Origin of the sequence: uncultured Salegentibacter sp., from assembly GCF_963972535.1 — a bacterium.
In the GTDB taxonomy this organism is placed as follows: Bacteria; Bacteroidota; Bacteroidia; order Flavobacteriales; family Flavobacteriaceae; genus Salegentibacter.
Map to the genome: position 1 here is coordinate 24832 of NZ_CAXAVR010000001.1, position 17407 is coordinate 42238.

15 protein-coding genes are annotated in these 17407 nt (G+C 38.0%); 8 read left to right on the plus strand and 7 right to left on the minus strand.

From position 1 onward, the window contains the following. The first annotated feature begins 4 nt into the window (after window positions 1-4). Window positions 5-784, plus strand: a complete 780-nt coding sequence (locus tag AACZ30_RS00125) for an amidohydrolase (protein WP_339646427.1) — start codon at window positions 5-7, stop codon at window positions 782-784. On the opposite strand, the gene AACZ30_RS00130 is transcribed toward AACZ30_RS00125, so the two are convergent. Then, window positions 771-2384 (minus strand): Ig-like domain-containing protein, encoded by a 1614-nt coding sequence (locus AACZ30_RS00130; protein WP_339646430.1) that lies wholly within the window; start codon window positions 2382-2384, stop codon window positions 771-773. The genes AACZ30_RS00125 and AACZ30_RS00130 overlap by 14 nt on opposite strands. Window positions 2385-2442: 58 nt before the next feature. After that, the gene (locus AACZ30_RS00135) at window positions 2443-3123 is read right to left on the minus strand and encodes a phosphoribosyltransferase family protein (RefSeq protein WP_339646433.1); all 681 of its coding nucleotides are present in this window, start codon (window positions 3121-3123) and stop codon (window positions 2443-2445) included. A 61-nt stretch (window positions 3124-3184) separates the two neighbouring features. On the opposite strand from AACZ30_RS00135, the gene AACZ30_RS00140 reads away from it, so the two are divergent. The 7 genes from AACZ30_RS00140 to AACZ30_RS00170 all read left to right on the plus strand — a co-directional run bounded on the left by AACZ30_RS00140 (window position 3185) and on the right by AACZ30_RS00170 (window position 12269). Continuing rightward, window positions 3185-4069: a hypothetical protein gene (locus tag AACZ30_RS00140; RefSeq protein ID WP_339646436.1), complete on the plus strand. Its 885-nt coding sequence runs from the start codon at window positions 3185-3187 to the stop codon at window positions 4067-4069. A gap of 63 nt (window positions 4070-4132) precedes the next feature. Then, window positions 4133-5671 (plus strand): glycine--tRNA ligase, encoded by a 1539-nt coding sequence (locus AACZ30_RS00145; RefSeq protein WP_339646439.1) that lies wholly within the window; start codon window positions 4133-4135, stop codon window positions 5669-5671. A gap of 118 nt (window positions 5672-5789) precedes the next feature. Then, window positions 5790-8756: a GEVED domain-containing protein gene (locus AACZ30_RS00150; RefSeq protein WP_339646442.1), complete on the plus strand. Its 2967-nt coding sequence runs from the start codon at window positions 5790-5792 to the stop codon at window positions 8754-8756. A 21-nt stretch (window positions 8757-8777) separates the two neighbouring features. Continuing rightward, complete coding sequence (locus tag AACZ30_RS00155) at window positions 8778-9329, plus strand: DinB family protein (protein WP_339646444.1); 552 nt, start codon at window positions 8778-8780, stop codon at window positions 9327-9329. Window positions 9330-9369: 40 nt separating this feature from the next. Beyond that, window positions 9370-10140, plus strand: coding sequence for an exodeoxyribonuclease III (locus AACZ30_RS00160; protein WP_339646447.1), 771 nt, complete (start codon window positions 9370-9372; stop codon window positions 10138-10140). Window positions 10141-10261: 121 nt separating this feature from the next. Next, on the plus strand, window positions 10262-11209 hold the full coding sequence (locus AACZ30_RS00165; protein WP_075325568.1) for an OmpA family protein: 948 nt from the start codon (window positions 10262-10264) through the stop codon (window positions 11207-11209). 22 nt (window positions 11210-11231) lie between these two features. Continuing rightward, entirely contained in the window at window positions 11232-12269 is a 1038-nt protein-coding gene (locus AACZ30_RS00170) for an NADP(H)-dependent aldo-keto reductase (RefSeq protein WP_339646454.1), read from the plus strand. 27 nt (window positions 12270-12296) lie between these two features. Here AACZ30_RS00170 and AACZ30_RS00175 read toward each other — a convergent pair whose 3' ends face one another. The 5 genes from AACZ30_RS00175 to panD all read right to left on the minus strand — a co-directional run bounded on the left by AACZ30_RS00175 (window position 12297) and on the right by panD (window position 17405). Continuing rightward, window positions 12297-13436: a M23 family metallopeptidase gene (locus AACZ30_RS00175; RefSeq protein WP_339646457.1), complete on the minus strand. Its 1140-nt coding sequence runs from the start codon at window positions 13434-13436 to the stop codon at window positions 12297-12299. Between the two features lie 78 nt (window positions 13437-13514). Further along, complete coding sequence (gene radA, locus AACZ30_RS00180; protein WP_075325571.1) at window positions 13515-14879, minus strand: DNA repair protein RadA; 1365 nt, start codon at window positions 14877-14879, stop codon at window positions 13515-13517. 19 nt (window positions 14880-14898) lie between these two features. Beyond that, on the minus strand, window positions 14899-16047 hold the full coding sequence (locus AACZ30_RS00185) for an alpha/beta hydrolase-fold protein (RefSeq protein WP_339646463.1): 1149 nt from the start codon (window positions 16045-16047) through the stop codon (window positions 14899-14901). A gap of 37 nt (window positions 16048-16084) precedes the next feature. Next, window positions 16085-17050 carry a lysylphosphatidylglycerol synthase transmembrane domain-containing protein gene (locus AACZ30_RS00190; RefSeq protein WP_075325573.1) on the minus strand — a complete coding sequence of 322 codons (966 nt, stop codon included), beginning with the start codon at window positions 17048-17050 and terminating at the stop codon, window positions 16085-16087. Between the two features lie 4 nt (window positions 17051-17054). Continuing rightward, window positions 17055-17405 (minus strand): aspartate 1-decarboxylase, encoded by a 351-nt coding sequence (gene panD, locus AACZ30_RS00195; RefSeq protein WP_075325574.1) that lies wholly within the window; start codon window positions 17403-17405, stop codon window positions 17055-17057. Between the last annotated feature and the right edge of the window lie 2 nt (window positions 17406-17407).

Genomic DNA, 17407 nt, shown 5'->3' on the forward strand with positions numbered 1-17407 from the left:
GAATATGGCACAGAAATTAAACACCGCACTAATTCAGGCAAATTTAAAATGGGAAGATCCCCAGGCTAATCGCAGCTTTTTTTCAAAAGAAATTAAAGCACTTTCAGAAGAAATTGATCTTATTATTCTTCCGGAAATGTTTACTACCGGGTTTAGTATGAACGCCCGTAAATTAGCCGAAAAAACCGATGGTTTAACGCTAAACTGGATGCGTGAAATGGCAAAATTGAAAGACGCTGCAGTTACCGGAAGCGTGATTATTTCTGAAAATGATAATTTTTACAATCGGCTTTTCTTTGTTTTTCCTGACGGAAGTTATAAAATCTACGATAAGCGGCATACGTTCACGCTCGCTAAAGAAGATAAAACCTATACCGCCGGAAAAGATAGATTAATTGTTGATTATAAAGGTTGGAAAATTTGTCCGCTGGTTTGTTATGATCTTCGTTTTCCTGTTTTTGCAAGAAATACCGAAGATTATGACCTTTTGATCTATGTTGCCAACTGGCCAAGCAAGCGTGTTTTTGCCTGGGATACACTTTTAAAAGCCCGTGCTATAGAAAATATGAGTTACTGTATTGGCGTTAACCGTACTGGAAATGACGTTGATGGCTACGAGTATAATGGCCACACAGCAGCTTACGATTGTTTGGGAAAAAATCTTACAGAGCTGGACCGCGAAGAATCTTTTGTAAAAGAAATTACGCTAGATAAAAAACATCTTGAGGAAATACGGGGGCAGTTAAAATTTCTTCAGGATCGCGATGAATTTACTCTAAAGTAAAAGTCTCTGGCATATCCCAATTAGACCTAACATCTATAGTATCCCGATAATATTGAATTTCTTCCGGTTGAATTCTTTTTAAGTAATTCCCGGTATCCCATTTTCGGTTATCATTATCATCAAAAATAACCCGAATAAGGTATTTACCTGGCTTTAAATACTGGAAATGTAAATTGGTATCGCCATTAGAATATTTTTCTGCCTGTACTTCTCCTTTTTCGTTAGTGAGCTGAACCAGCAACGGAAATCGATTAACATTCTGAAGCCTTAGAATAATACTACCATAATCTGCATAAGATTTGGTATTTAAACTTTGCTGAAGGGTATCGTTGGTTTCCTCAAAAAGATCGGTAATGGCGCCCGGTAAAGCAGTTACGCGATAATCTGTACTTTCTTCTTTTTCAAAAGAAATTACAATTTCATTTTCCAACCTGCGCATTTCAGCATTAAAAGGAACAATTACTGAATCTCCATCCCGAATACTAATAAGCTCCCGGTTAAAATTTGTAATTGGAGTGTTGGCTTTCAACTTAAAATCCTGGCCAAACCCTATTCCGCCAGAAGGTTCTGTGGTAATATTTAGGGAATCACGGTCGGCTTCTGCTATTTTTGTGAATAGGGTGTCACGGCGGGTAGGGCTAACTACTTCAAAAGAAAGGCTGTCGTATTCGGGACGAATATTATACCAATAGTAAAGTGTATCGGTTTTTCTATCTTTTACAATCCTGGATTTAAAACCTTCAGGTTCTGGGGTTAATAAATTAATTTCTACACTATCTACTCCTTTTTTCCCTTCGTAACCAAATAAAATTTGATTTCCTTTTAGGAGTTTTGGTCTTTTAGGTTCAAATTCCAGTTCTTCTTTAAAGATGGTGATTTGGTAAGTAGAATCTGTAGGTAGTGTGATATAATCTTCAATAAACCCTATTTTTTCGTTCTTAGGATTAAAATTATAATTATCGTTTTTGTCTTCTACTGCAAGAATCTGGTAGGTGCCTTCCTTAAGATTTTCCAGTTCAAAATTTACGCTACTGTCTAACGTGTAAGTTACATATCTTGGAGTTTGTTTGTATACCAGGGAATCTGAAAAAGTTGAATCTACTTCATATAAAAAAATAGAAATAAATTCGTTTGGAGCTTTCAAATTAGCGTCTTTTATAGTTCCAGAAATTTTTAAAGAATCCAGGTAGTCACCGGTGGAGAAAACATATTTAAAATATGGTAATGGGTTGCCCTCGTTATTATCTACAATGCTTTTTCCAAAATTTACGGTGTAAGTAGTATTTTCCTGAAGAGAATCCATATTTTGGATACGTACATCTTTGCGTGCCGTACCCATTGGAATAATTGTAGGCCGTGGTTCTATTGGAGGCGAAATTACTATTTGTTGGCGTGCATCTTCTAACTTCACATATTCGTTGAAGAAAATCCTGATTTCTTCTGCAGAGAAATTAGTATTGTAATTTTCTGGGTTTGCCCTAATAAATTTTGGCGGTTCTTCGTCTTCAGGGCCCCCTTCAGGCATTCCTTTTTTAGCGCATTGCACACAAAGCAAAAGTAGAGCAACCACAAGTAAAATTCCCGGAATTCTTTTCAGCATAATTTAAAAATGAAATCTAAAAGCAAAGAAACAATTATTTTAGGTTTTAACGTGAGTATCAATCGGTAATTGCCATAGTCGCTATACTTAATTTAGTGTTTTTAATTTCCAGTAACTTATTGCCGCAAGCTTCCAACGTAGCTCCCGTAGTTACTAAATCGTCTACCAACAGGATATGTTTGTTCTCTACTATTTCTGAATTTTCTATCATAAAAGTAGCATCAATACTGCCCCACCGGCCAAGACGTTTTTTAAAGGTTTGGGTGCGTGAACCAGATTTCTTTACCAGGACGTTTTCAATAAATTCGGCATCTAATTTTTTGGCGAGTTCCTGTCCAAAGCCGGTAACCTGGTTATATCCCCTTTGTTTTAATTTTCTACGATGAAGTGGAACTGGGATTACACAATCAATTTTTTTAAACGCGGGATGTGATGCCAGTTCTTCTCCCAGCCAGGCTCCCAGAAAAACTCCCACCTCTTCCTGCTTTTTATACTTAAGATTATGAATAAGGTTTTGAACCATTCCTTTCTTTTTAAAATAAAGTAGGGAAGTTGCATTTTCCAGAGGTAAACGGGCAGAAAATACTTTTTTGCTAAGGTTTTCGTTATCAAGGTGATAATTAGTGGTTGGAAGTTTATGTAAACAGGAAGTACAAATTACTTTTTCTGTCTTTAACAAGGGGCTGTCACAGCAGTTACATATTGCAGGATAGAATAGGTTTGCTAAATCGTGAAACATTTGTTAAGTCCTTGCTGTTTACCTTATTAAACTCCTAAATTTACAAACAAAATTTATTAATATGATGACCGAAAAGAAAAACAACACCGCGCTTAAGATTTTAACCGGAGTGTTAGCTGTGGCCTTACTGGCCTTAGGTATCTATACAATTAAATTCTATAACGAAGAGAAAGAGAATAAGGCAATTCTTACCAAAGAGAAAGAGGTAATAGAAGACGAGCTTAATGATCTAATTAAGAAATACGACGAGGCCATAGATGAAAATCAGGTGATGGATCAAAATCTGGTAGATGCCAGGAATAGAATAGAGCGTTTGCTGGATTCCGTAGAAGATAATGAAGCCAACCTGGTTTTAATTTCTCGCTATCGCAGGGAAATTAGCAATTTAAAATCTGAGAAAGATCGTTTATTTAGAGTGGTAGACAGTCTAAACCGCCAAAACCAAATGATGTCTCAAACTTTAGACAGTACTAACGTAATTCTACAGGAAAGAACCAGGGTTTCAGATTCTTTACAAACTACCAACCAGGATCTTTCTAACAAAGTAGATCGGGCAGCGCAGCTTAAAGTTACCAATTTACGTGGGGAAGGAGTTATTGTAAGAAACAGTGGTAAACTGGTAGAAAACGACAGAACCCGAAGAATAGACCAGATTAGAACTTGCTTTACTATAACGGCTAATGATCTTGCCGGGCCGGGAGAAAAGAATATGTATGTGCAGGTTTATAATCCTGAAAATGAATTGGTAGGTGATGAAATTGTGATAGAGCACGAAGGCGGGCCTATGGTTTATAGCGCGGCTTCTAAAGTTTATTACGAAAACAACGAGTTAGATGTGTGTTTGTTAGCTAATACCAACGAAAATAGATTGCTGGAAGGTACTTATAAACTTTACGTATATGCCGATGCAATTTTACTGGGAACAGCATCTTTTAACCTAAGATAATTAAAACTTAAAATTCAAAGGCCGCCCTGCTGTTTATCAGGGCGGTTTTTTTATTTTTGTGCTATGGCAAAACAAGAAGATTTTTTTAAAAATGTAATATCCCATGCTAAAGAGTATGGGTATATTTTTGCATCGAGCGAAATATACGACGGACTTAGTGCTGTTTACGATTACGGGCAAAATGGGGCCGAATTAAAGAAAAACATCAAAGATTACTGGTGGAAAAGTATGGTGCAGTTGCACCAAAACATCGTTGGTTTAGATGCCGCGATTTTAATGCACCCTACCACCTGGAAGGCTTCGGGTCACGTAGATGCGTTTAACGATCCCTTAATTGATAATAAAGATTCTAAAAAACGATATCGGGCTGATGTTTTGGTTGAAGATTATGCTGAAAAGATCAATCAAAAAGCGCAGAAGGAAATTGCTAAAGCAAGGAAACGTTTTGGAGATAAGTTTGATGAAGAAGAATTTGTAAGTACCAACCCAAGAGTTATTCGTTATAAAAAAGAGGAGAAAGAAATTCTTGAGCGCCTTGCCAAATCACTTACCGATGAAAATTTGGCCGATGTTAAAGCGCTAATTGAAGAGTTGGAAATTGCCTGTCCCGAAACGGGTTCTAAAAACTGGACAGATGTTAAGCAGTTCAATTTAATGTTTGGAACCAAACTGGGTGCTTCAGCCGATTCAGCTACCGATTTATATTTGCGCCCTGAAACCGCGCAGGGAATTTTCGTGAATTTTTCGAACGTGCAAAAAACCGGTCGGATGAAAATTCCTTTTGGAATTGCACAGATAGGAAAAGCTTTTAGAAATGAAATTGTTGCGAGACAGTTTATCTTTCGCCAGCGGGAATTTGAACAAATGGAGATGCAATTTTTTGTGCGTCCCGGCGAAGAATTAAAATGGTTTGAGCACTGGAAAGAAACCCGCCAGAATTGGCACGCTTCTTTAGGTTTGGGCGAAGAAAATTACCGTTTTCATGATCACGAAAAAATGGCGCATTATGCTAATGCTGCTACCGATATAGAATTTAATTTTCCTTTTGGATTTAAAGAATTGGAAGGAATTCATTCCAGAACAGATTTCGATTTAAAAGCACACGAAGAACATTCAGGGAAGAAATTACGTTTTTATGATCCTGAATTAAAAGAAAATTATGTGCCTTATGTAATTGAAACTTCAATTGGTTTAGACAGAATGTTCTTAGCGGTTTTTTCAGCTTCGTTAAAAGAAGAAGAACTGGAAGGCGGAACAACAAGAACGGTTTTAAAACTACCTGCTGTATTAGCGCCAACCAAGGCGGCGGTACTGCCATTAGTTAAAAAAGATGGCTTGCCAGAGCTTGCTCACGAAATTATTGAAGAATTAAAATGGGATTTTAGAGTTCAGTATGATGAAAAAGATGCAATTGGTCGTAGATATCGCAGGCAGGATGCTGCGGGAACACCATTGTGTATAACTGTAGATCACGATTCACTTGAAGATAAAAAAGTGACCGTGCGTTACCGTGACACTATGGAGCAAAAACGAGTAGGTATTACAGAGCTTAAAACACTTATTCAACAGGAAGTAGATTTTAAGACCTGGATGAAGAAATAACTTAAAAGTGTTTTTTAAAATTATTAAAAGGAGCGATTAATCAACTTAATCGCTCCTTTTGTTTTAGATACGCATAGAATCATTATTTTTAGAAAGTAAAAGAAGAAGTCTCATCACAATGAAGAAAATTTTATTCCTTTTAGTTTTAATTTTTGGTTTTCACACTATATTTCACGGGCAGGATAGAGAAACCTCGGGCCCTGTTTATATAGATTCTGCCAAAGCAGTAACTTCTTCTGCAATGTCTAAAAGGAAATTAATTCCGCCGGGAAAAGAATTCAAAATCTACAACCCAAGAAATCGTGGAATTAACAAAATTGTTCCGGGAAAAGGTTTACCAAAAATCAAAGATAAAGCGATTCAGCAAAAAATGGGGGAAATCCCCGTAAAGGCTCCCAACTTTACGTTTGAAGCTGCTTCTACACAGGCCACTCCTACAGATCCTACCGGGGCAGCGGGACCAAACCATTATGTAAACGGTTGGAATTCGGCATTTTCCATTTTTGATAAATCGGGGAATAGGATTATGGAACCTGCTTCTCTTGCCAGTATTGGTGGCGAGTTTACCAATGAAACCCTTGGAGACCCTATTATTTTATATGACGAATTTGCCGATAGGTTTATAATTTCACAGTTTAGCGATACCCCAGAAAGTTTTTTAATCGCGGTTTCACAAGGACCAGACCCTATGAATGATGGTTGGTACACTTATAGATTTACCACTAACGGGGTTTTACCAGATTATCCAAAGATTTCAGTTTGGGGCGACGGTTATTATATCACCACTAATAAAAATACCAGAACAGCAGCTACGAGCCAGGTGGTATATGCATTAGAAAGAGATAAAATGCTGAACGGAGAAACTGCCCAAATTATGTCATTTCCTTTACCCGGCATTAGAACTAACGGATTTTACAGTCCGGCGGGATTTTCAGGAATTGGAGGAGAATTACCACCACAGGGAAATTCGCCTATTATCTTTCTTCAGGACGATTCCTGGGCAGGAGTGAATGAAGATCATTTAAAACTATGGCTCATAAATGTAGATTGGAACAATCCTTCGGCTTCAACAATTTCAGAATCTCAGGAATTGGGAGCAGCAGAAGGTGTTTCGCCATTTATAGCCACTTTTGATGGAGGCTCTTTTTCAAACCTTTCTCAACCCGGGGAAGATACTCCAGAAATTGATGTCTTACAGGCCACAATGATGTATATGACCACTTATAGACGATTTCAGAATTATAACGCGGTAGTGATGAATTTTGTGGTAGATGTAGACCCCAGTGCGGCAGAACATGCCGGGATACGTTGGTATGAATTGCGGCAGCAAACCGCGGGTGGACCCTGGCGCGTTTACCAGGAAGGGACCTATGCCCCAGATAATAGCGACCGGTTTAGCGGGAGTATTGGCCTTGATGCCGAAGGAAATATCGCTCTTGGTTACACCGTTTTAAATGATAATCCGCAAAATCCGGTTTTTCCCTCGCTTCGATATACCGGGAGATATCTAAATGATGAACCGGGAATTATGACTATTGAAGAACAAAATATTATTGAAGGCCAAAGTCCAAATCCCAATTCCCGATATGGAGATTATGCGCATTTAAGTGTAGATGCAGCAGATGGACTCACTTTTTGGCACAACGGTGAGTATTTTGTAGGCCAGGAAAGGAAAAATCACGTAGGCGTTTTTAAGATAGCACCAGATTTTGATAATGATCTTGGTGTAGTTTCTTTGGTTACTCCTCAAGATGCAAGTTTAGGTACAAACGAAGAAATAACTATTAAAATCAGGAATTATGGCCGAAATGCGCAATCTAATTTTGAAGTTAGTTATAGCATAAATGGTGGTGCTGAAGTGACTGAAACTTTTGAAGAAAGTATTGCAGCAACAAGTTCTGCAGAATTCACTTTTTCTGAAACTGCCAATCTTTCTCAAGTTGGAGAAACCTACGAATTTCTTTTCAGCGCTAATTTAGAAGGAGATGAAAATAGAGAAAATGATACATTAACTGCTTCAGTTAGGCATTTGCCGCCAAACGATGTTGGAGTAACTTCAATTGATGCTCCGCAAACCGGTGAAAGTTTAGGAAATTCAGAAGAAATAACCGTGAGTATAGAAAATTTTGGAGGCGAACCACAACAGGATATTCCGGTTTTTTACCAGGTTGGTAATAACACACCGGTAAAAGAAGTTTTTAATGGCACGCTGGAAGTTGGAGGTCTTGAAGTTTATACTTTTAATCAAACTGCAGATATTTCACCTTCCGGAAGCTATAGAATTACCGCCGGCACACGGCTGGAAAACGATTTTGATGCCAATAACGACACAAGTGTAAGATCTGTAGCTAATTTAGATTGTATTCCTGAAGGCTCTGATTGTAGTTTTGGCGACGGGATTTCGTTTTTTGAATTAGAAGATGTCCTCAACGAACGTATTCCCTGCGGAAATGGTTATGCCGATTTTATTGGACTTTCGGCTACTTTAGACCGTTCCCAGGGCGAATTTACCGTTTCAGTCCAATCTCACTTTGCTGAAGAGGATAAGGAACAATTCTCAATGTGGATAGATTTTAATGACGATGCCGTTTTTGATGATGATGAACGCGTAATCTCTTCTGAAGTTATTCCTAATGCTAATACTTGGTACTCTTACAATTTTAGTATTCCCGCTGATGCATCTTTAGGACAACATCTTCTGCGAATAAGAGCCGGGGATACCAGTTTTGACGGTGATCTTAATAATCCGTGCGAAGTAATGGATTATGGAACAACCCACGATTATTCAGTAAATATTACCGATTCTACTTTAGATATTGAAGATTTTATTCTTAACGAAGCCGAATTGGTGGTGGTTTCAGAAGAAAATAAACAGTTTAGAGTAATTATGGAAACCGATTATGAAGAAACCCTAAGAATTACGGTTCATAATATTTTAGGACAAAAAATGTTAGAAAATCAGGTAGAAAATAACGGTACAGGCTATGTTTATGAGCTTGATATGTCTTACGCAGCACGAGGGGTTTATTTAGTAAGAATGGGAACGCGCGAAGTAGGAAAAGTAAAACGCTTTATAGTAGAATAGACTTAAATCATAATTTTAAAGGTGTATACTCAAGAATTTACACACAGGCTTGATGAACTTACCCATAAGTTTAAAAAGACATTTGGAGAGCTCAGTGAAAGCCAAATTCACAGGAAACCAGATGCCGAGACCTGGAGTATTACCCAAAATTTAGAGCATTTAATATTAATAAATGAGTCGTATTTCCCAGTGATTGATAGGCTGAGAAATAAAAATCATAAAAAGCCATTTACGGCAAAATTGGGTTTTTTGGTAAATTTCTTCGGAAAAGTTATTTTAAAATCGGTACAACCTGATACCTCAAAAAAAACCAAAACCTTTTCAATTTGGAAACCTTCTGAAAATACAGCTTCAGAAGATATTCTAAAAAGATTTATAGAACACCAGGAGAAATTAAAAGAGAAAATCTTAGACTCTGAAGACTTACTGGAGCAAAACGCGGTAATTTCTTCTCCTGCAAATCCTAAAATTGTCTATAAACTTGATGCTGCTTTTAAAATTATTCTTGCTCACGAAGAGCGACATCTTCAGCAGGCTAAAAAGCTACTGGAATTTCCACAATCCAACTTGTAAATCTTGCATTTAGCCTTATTTTTGAGGAAAATTGACTTAAATGAAGATTATTTCATATAACGTAAACGGAATTAGAGCTGCCGTTAGAAAAGGCTTTTTAGATTGGGTGCAACAGGCAAATCCAGATGTGGTTTGTTTACAGGAGATAAAAGCAAATCCTGAGCAATTAGACCTTAACGATTTTAAAGAAGCCGGCTATCCTTATCATTACTGGTATCCCGCTCAAAAAAAGGGTTACAGCGGTGTGGCAATTTTAAGTAAGCATAAACCGCTGCATATTGAATATGGCACCGGTATAGATTATATGGATTTTGAAGGTAGAACCATTCGTGCCGATTTTGAAGATTTTTCAATTATAAGTTTGTATTTACCCTCGGGAACAAATATTGCCCGTTTGGAGCATAAACTCCAGTTTATGGACGATTTTCATCACTATATAAATGAGTTAAAACAAGATTTCCCCAATTTAATAATTTGCGGAGATTATAATATTTGCCACCAGGCTATAGATATTCACGATCCTGTGCGCTTAAAAAATGTATCAGGTTTCTTACCTGTAGAGCGTGAGTGGATAGATAATTTTATGAAAAGTGGTTTTATAGATTCCTTCAGGCATTTTAATGAGGAAGGTGATAATTATTCCTGGTGGAGTTACCGTGCAAATGCCCGCGCCAACAACAAGGGCTGGCGTATAGATTATAATTTGGTGGCCGAGCCTTTACAAGAAAAACTAAAAAGAGCCGTTATATTACCCGAGGCCAAACACAGCGATCACTGTCCTGTTTTGGTAGAATTGGAATCAGATTTTTAGAAAGCACGTCATTACGAACCAAGTGAAGTAATCTCTACCAAGTTGCAGATTGCTTCACCCGATAATTATCTGGCTCGCAATGACGGTAAATTAGAAGATAATTGAACTTAAAATTATAAAAATGAAAAAAATACTTGTTTTAGCAGTTTCAGCAGTTCTTATTATGACCTCCTGTGTGTCCTCAAAAAAATATGAAGAACTCGAAGGCAGGCACGCCGATTTAAAACGCGAAAACCGAAATACACAATCTGAACTCGATAAATATCGAAATTTAGATGAAGAATATTCAGCATTAAAAAAGGATTATGCTGCAGCTACTGCTGAAAGGGATCGACTAAAAGATGAGTTGGAAAGCTCTAGAAAGAACTATGCAACCCTTAAAAATTCTTACGATGCCTTAGAGGAAAACAGCTCGGCAGCGATTGCAGAAAATTCACGGCAAAACCGTCAACTTTTAGCTGAATTAGAAGAAAAAGAACAGGCGTTGGTAAAGGAGCAAACAAGGTTAGATAAATTACAACGTGATCTTGATGCACGTTCCAGAAGGGTAAACGAGCTGGAAGAATTAATCGCAGCCAAAGATGCTAAAATGAACGCTTTAAAAGATGCAATTTCAAAGGCTTTAACCAATTTTGAAGGCAAAGGTTTAACGGTAGAGCAACGTGACGGTAAAGTTTATGTTTCTATGGAGAATAAATTATTATTTAGCTCTGGAAGTTGGGCTGTAAATGCTGAAGGAAGACAGGCCGTGCAACAATTAGGTCAGGTTTTAGCAGAAAATCCCGATATCGCGGTTTTGATTGAAGGGCATACCGATAATGTACCTTATGGCGGAAGTGGACCTTTAAATGATAACTGGGATCTTTCAACAAAAAGAGCGACTTCAATAGTTCAAATTTTGAAAGAAAATAATAATATAGATCCGCAGAATTTAACCGCAGCCGGGCGTGGGGAATATGCACCAATCGCAACAAATGAAACTGCTGAAGGAAAAGCAAAAAACCGAAGAATTGAGGTGATTTTAACACCAAAATTAGATGAGGTTACTAAATTGCTGAATGAAGAATAATAACGATGCAGAAATATAATAAATGAAATATACCACACTCCCGAACACCGATATAAAAGTTAGTAAAATTTGCCTGGGAACAATGACCTGGGGCGAACAGAATACAGAAGCCGAAGGCCACGAACAAATTGAATTTGCCCTTGAAAAAGGTGTAAATTTCCTTGACACGGCCGAGATGTATTCTATACCCGGAAAAGCCGAAACCCAGGGCAGTACCGAAAAAATTATTGGTACCTGGTTTAAAAAATCGGGAAAGAGGGAAGATGTAATCCTGACTTCTAAAGTAGTTGGTCCCGGAAATTCTATGGAGCATATTCGGGATAATCTTGGATTTTCTAAGGAAGCTATAACCGATGCTCTGCATAAAAGCCTGAAGAGATTACAAACCGATTATATAGATCTTTATCAACTTCACTGGCCGGAAAGAAATACCAATTTCTTTGGGAAATTAGGTTACGAGCACGATGAAGAGGAAAAATGGGAAGAAAATTTCCAGGAAGTACTTGAAACTTTAAATGAGTTTGTAAAAGAAGGAAAAATAAGGCAGGTTGGTTTGTCTAATGAAACGCCTTACGGACTTTCCCGTTTTCTGGAAGAAAGCAGAAAGCACGATCTTCCAAAAATGATCACGATACAAAACCCGTATAATTTATTGAATAGAAAGGATGAAATTGGCTTAACTGAAATTCTTCATCGTGAAAATGTGGGTTTATTTCCTTATTCCCCATTAGGAATGGGAACTTTAAGTGGAAAACATTTAGACGGAATTCAGGAAAATTCAAGATTAGGTTTGTTTCCGCAGTATAAAAGATATTCAAATGAGCAGGCGGTAAAGGCCACCAAAGCTTATGCAGAAATTGCTAAAAAGTATAATTTGAATTTTGCGCAAATGTCGCTGGCTTTTGTGAATACGCGACCCTTTGTGACCAGTAATATTATTGGTGCAACTTCCATTAAACAATTAGAAGAAAATATTGGTAGTATAGAGGTAAAGCTTTCAGAAGAAGTTTTAGAAGAGATCAATAAAGTTCACGAAGCTTATCCTAATCCTGCGCCATAAAAATCTGATTAATTCCCCCTTCGGGGGTTAGGGGGCTATTGGTGTAACCAAACTTTTATGGATAAAAGAGGCTTTATTCGCTGAGGTTCTTACGTGAAACCACTCACTGGTTTTTCCTAAGAACTGAAGCGTATCCTGAGCTTTTAAAGTATTTAGAATCCTGGAATTTGACGTGGTTGGCTTATTTCTAAGATTGGCTTTGCTACTCTGTACAATCAATTTGAGCGGAATACTATCTAATTTCTCGGGTTCGGTTTGCAGTGAATTGGCCTGGTAAACAAAATATAGCGGATTTATCGCGCCACGGTAACTTTTGTAAATACCAAAATGAAGGTGTGGTGGCGTGGTTCTGGCATTTCCTGTATTGCCCACAAAACCCAAAGTATCGCCTCTTTTTACACTTCCGGTAATATTTGCAATACTATCTAAATGCGCATAATAAAGCGACTGGTTGCGCTTCCGGTCTCGTAGCCAAACCTGTTTGCCGCCAAGGCCTTTTTCGCCGGTATAGCCAATACTACCGTTTGTAGCCGCTACCACAGGTGTTCCTCTTTCTGCGAAAATATCAATGCCTTCGTGGCTTCTTGCACCACCATCGCGATTGTCTCCCCAGTAACTTTGTACGTTGGTATTGACTCCAGAAGCTACCGGAAATAAATAAGCAGGACTTTTCTCCATTTTAAACGCAAATGGAGTGGAGGCTTCAATTTCTGGCTGGATTACCACTTTGTATGTCGCTGTTTTTTCAGCTTCAAAACTTAAAGTTTTCTTTTGAAAATCTGAAGATTTGACTTTTTCAAATTTATTGATTGTATCAGCGGTTTTTTCAAAAATCTCAATAAAAACCAATTGTTTTGTAGAATCGGTTTCTACTTTTAAGTTAAAGACTTCACCGGGTTGGAGTTGGATTTCATAAGAATAGACTGAAAAACTTTTAGGAAAGAATTTACCGGTTTCGGCGTAAGGAAGGTTTACACTTACACTATCCTTAAAAACGGTTTCAACCGAATTTTCCCAAATGGAGAACAATTCATCTGAAACTTTAAAATCTCGTTTATACTGTTCTTTTGCGGTTGGATTGGTAATAAAATCGGAGGCTTTATTGATTTGCGAACATCCCGAAATTATTAAAATAAGAAATAAGCTTAAACTTTTTATCTGCTTCATAGTCTTGCGTTTCCGTGCAATTTAAAGCAGTAATTATGCCAGATTAAGATGCTATTTTTTCAGCATTCTATTTTTTTATTACCCAAACAAATGGCTTACAACATCCTCAATTTTCGCCACTTTCACTACGTTAATATTGAAGTTATTTTTTGGGATCTTGCTTTGTTTGGAAACCAAAATTGAAGCAAAACCAAGTTTTTCGGCTTCAATAATGCGCTGTTCTACGCGGGTCACAGGTCTAATTTCACCGGCAAGTCCAACTTCTGCAGCAAAACAAATATCTTTTGGAATAGAGATATCTTCATTGGAAGAAAGGATCGCAGCAATGACGGCCAGGTCTATTGCGGGATCGTCTACACTAATTCCACCTGTAATATTTAGGAAAACATCTTTGGCGCCTAATCTAAAACCGGCTCGCTTTTCTAAAACCGCCAATAACATATTCAGTCTTTTTACATTATAACCGGTGGCAGAACGTTGTGGAGTTCCATAAACAGCTGTGCTAACCAGCGCCTGAATTTCTATCATAAGCGGGCGCATTCCTTCCAGCGTGGCTGAAATTGCTGTTCCGCTTAGATCTTCGTCATTTTTGGAAATGAGGATTTCAGAAGGATTACTTACTTCCCGTAGTCCGCTGCCCTGCATTTCGTAAATTCCCAGCTCGTGGGTAGAACCAAAACGGTTTTTATGGGCTCTTAGAATTCGATATACGTGGTTTCTGTCGCCTTCAAACTGCAAAACGGTATCAACCATATGCTCCAGCACTTTTGGGCCGGCAATGCTTCCTTCTTTTGTAATATGGCCAATTAAAATAACCGGAGTATTGGTTTCTTTGGCGAATTTTATAAGTTCTGCGGTACATTCCCTAATTTGGGAAATACTCCCCGGCGCACTTTCAATATAATCGCTGTGTAGGGTTTGTATGGAGTCTATAATAATTACTTCAGGCTCAATAGCTTCAATTTGCCTGAAGATATTTTGAGTTTTGGTTTCGGTAAGAATATAGCAATTGGCAGCAACGGGATTGATGCGTTCTGCACGCATTTTTATTTGCTGCTGACTTTCTTCGCCCGAAACGTATAAAACTTTGTAGTTTAATTGAAGTGAGATTTGAAGGAGAAGTGTACTTTTTCCTATGCCCGGTTCACCGCCCAGTAGGGTGAGCGATCCCGGAACAAGTCCGCCGCCTAAAACACGATCCAGCTCATTATTGCCGGTATGCCATCGGTTTTGAGGACTATTTTCAATTTCAGCTATTTTTAATGGCTTGGCGGTACGCTTAGCTTCGCGTTCGCTAGGAGATTTCCAATCTTTTGCATCGGGTTTTTCTACAATTTCTTCAGCAATAGTATTCCATTCTCCACAAGCGCTGCATTTGCCCTGCCACTTTGCATATTGGCTGCCACAATTCTGGCAATAAAACGTTGATTTAACCTTGGCCATTTAGCTTTGATTTTTCCCGCTAATAACCGAAATCTTTTTTAATTGCATCAGCTTTTGCCAGCATAAAATCGGTATCTAAGAATGCAATTTTTTCCTGTCCGTAAGCATTTTGATAGGTGCGCATTGCTTTTTTAGGATTGCCGGTTTCTTCTTCATAACGGGCTTCAAAAAAAGTTCCCAGCATAGTGCCCGGATAATTATCGTAAGCTAATTTGCTTAATTCTTTATAATCATCCCATCTACGGGTTTTTTCTATCGCGTTATGAACGGCCATAAAATCTTCTAATCTTATTTTTTTCTGAATATTAAAAAGCTCATTAATGCTCTCATATTTATCAGTTAAAAACTTAACAGAAGACACCGAAGTTTGCAATAAAAGTTCGTTATAATCTTTTTGGCTAATAGGCCGGTAAACGCTAAACATGCTTTCTAAGGCAGAGGGTATTGCTTTTCCTACCAGTGAATAGTGCGTGGCATTATCAAAATTATCGAACTTATAAGTTACCAAATCGTTTTCTATTGCCGCAAGCTGGGAGTTTAGATCTTCAATTCCCTTTTTTAATTGTGGAATATCTGATGTTCCCGTAGCCAGATAAATCCATTTTTTAGTTTCAGATTTAGCTAAATTACTGCTGATGCGATCTGCCATTGGAGGCGCTAAATCTGGGCTAAGATTGATATAGCCATCAAAAATAGGATCGGGTTTTAGTAAATAATAATTGATAAAATTTGCGGTATAATCGTGGCCGGCAATCACCCTGAAATCTGCAGTTCGATATTTATTATCCAGGTGCTGCATAAGCTCCATTCCCAGGAACTCAAAAAAGGCTGCGCCTTTATCTGCCGGAAGAAAATTTCGCTCGTCATAATAAGCATCGTCCATACGGGTTTTGCTCTGGTTAATGCCAACCACAATCATTTCGGGCGCATCTTCCCAGTAGGAAGCATAGTCTACATTACCTGCCATAGGCTCAAACAGGTAGTCACCATCTAACACAAGAATTACCGGATATGTTTTTTCGGTATTTTCCTCGTAGTTTCGTGGGAGTTGAATCTTGATTTCTCTTGTTTCACCGAGCTTTTCGGAAGAAATCGTTTCGTAAAGAGTTTGTGCTGAGCTTAGTAGCGGCGCCACTAGCAGCACAAAAATGAGTAATTTTTTTACCATAGGTGTTAGGTTTTGTTTAACCTACACAAGATATATATTATTTTTGACGGTTGAAAATGGGAAGAAATATAAAGGATAATCCGCCTAAGATGAGCACCATTAGGGTTTGCGTACCCCAGGTGAGCCAGCCAAATGCTTCGCCACTTTGTTTGGAAATGCCAAAAAGCATCAAAATTGCGCCAATAGCTACAGGATAAACGCCAATTCCGCCATTTGTTGCAGAAATGGCAAAAGAACCTACTACAAAAGCAGCCATGATTATTGAAAATTCAGTATTTCCTAATCCTGGTATTGAAAATACAATAACATAAAACATTAAAATATACATGAACCAAATGAAAAGGGTATGAAAGATAAAAGCCCATTTTTGTTTCATTTTCAAAATACTGCGCATTCCTTCTAAAAGCCCATAAGCCATTTTCTTAATGCGTACCAGGAACGGAAGTTGAGATCTTTTAATAATTTGAAGTCCTAGAACTCCTAATAATACCAGGGCTAAAAGAATTCCCAGGCTAAATAACGGATTGATTTCGTTGGCTCTAAAATAAGCGAGAAGGTGTTCGGTTTGAAGAAATAAAGTGATGGCTGTAATGCTAAGCATCACGATAACATCGGCTATTCTTTCAGAAATAATGGTCCCGAAAGCTTTTTCAAAAGGAACTTTCTCATAAGAAGAAAGGCTGGCGGCTCTAAGCACCTCACCAGATCTTGGAATTCCAAAGTTAGCCAGGTAGCCGGCCATTACCGCCATAAAACTATTGGCTAATTTAGGTTTGTAGCCCAGGGGTTCCAGCATGAATTTCCACCTATATGCCCTGGACAGGTGAGAAAGGCCTCCAAAAAGCATGGAGAGTAGTAAAAACCAGGGATTGGCCGTTGAAATATTTTCCCATAATTCCTGCCGTTCCTGTGGGGTGGCACTTTTAAGAGAATACCAGATTAAAAAAACTCCCAATAATAATGGGAGTACGATTTTAAGTATTTTAATTATCTTTTTTTTCACCTGATTAACTCAAGAGATTGGTTTCTTCGTTTGGGAAAACCAGGGAGGGTTTAAAAGCTTTCGCTTCTTCAAAATCCATAATCGCATATGCGATAAGAATTAAAATATCGCCTTTAGCCACTTTTCTTGCTGCAGCACCGTTTAAAGTAATTTCGCCAGAATTTCTTGGCCCGGGAATTACGTAAGTTTCTAAACGTTCACCATTGTTATTATTTACAATTTGAACTTTTTCGCCTTCAATAATATTTGCAGCTTCCATAAGATCTTCATCTATAGTGATGCTTCCAATATAATTTAAATCGGCGCCTGTAACTTTTACTCTATGAATTTTTGATTTTACTACGTGAACTTGCATAG

Excerpts from the sequence above, each read along its gene's own strand:
- AACZ30_RS00125 (WP_339646427.1), top strand. The coding sequence starts at position 5 with ATGGCACAGAAATTAAACACCGCACTAATTCAGGCAAATTTAAAATGG.
- AACZ30_RS00130 (WP_339646430.1), bottom strand. The coding sequence starts at position 2,384 with ATGCTGAAAAGAATTCCGGGAATTTTACTTGTGGTTGCTCTACTTTTG.
- AACZ30_RS00135 (WP_339646433.1), bottom strand. The coding sequence starts at position 3,123 with ATGTTTCACGATTTAGCAAACCTATTCTATCCTGCAATATGTAACTGC.
- AACZ30_RS00140 (WP_339646436.1), top strand. The coding sequence starts at position 3,185 with ATGATGACCGAAAAGAAAAACAACACCGCGCTTAAGATTTTAACCGGA.
- AACZ30_RS00145 (WP_339646439.1), top strand. The coding sequence starts at position 4,133 with ATGGCAAAACAAGAAGATTTTTTTAAAAATGTAATATCCCATGCTAAA.
- AACZ30_RS00150 (WP_339646442.1), top strand. The coding sequence starts at position 5,790 with ATGAAGAAAATTTTATTCCTTTTAGTTTTAATTTTTGGTTTTCACACT.
- AACZ30_RS00160 (WP_339646447.1), top strand. The coding sequence starts at position 9,370 with ATGAAGATTATTTCATATAACGTAAACGGAATTAGAGCTGCCGTTAGA.
- AACZ30_RS00165 (WP_075325568.1), top strand. The coding sequence starts at position 10,262 with ATGAAAAAAATACTTGTTTTAGCAGTTTCAGCAGTTCTTATTATGACC.
- AACZ30_RS00170 (WP_339646454.1), top strand. The coding sequence starts at position 11,232 with ATGAAATATACCACACTCCCGAACACCGATATAAAAGTTAGTAAAATT.
- AACZ30_RS00175 (WP_339646457.1), bottom strand. The coding sequence starts at position 13,436 with ATGAAGCAGATAAAAAGTTTAAGCTTATTTCTTATTTTAATAATTTCG.
- radA (WP_075325571.1), bottom strand. The coding sequence starts at position 14,879 with ATGGCCAAGGTTAAATCAACGTTTTATTGCCAGAATTGTGGCAGCCAA.
- AACZ30_RS00185 (WP_339646463.1), bottom strand. The coding sequence starts at position 16,047 with ATGGTAAAAAAATTACTCATTTTTGTGCTGCTAGTGGCGCCGCTACTA.
- panD (WP_075325574.1), bottom strand. The coding sequence starts at position 17,405 with ATGCAAGTTCACGTAGTAAAATCAAAAATTCATAGAGTAAAAGTTACA.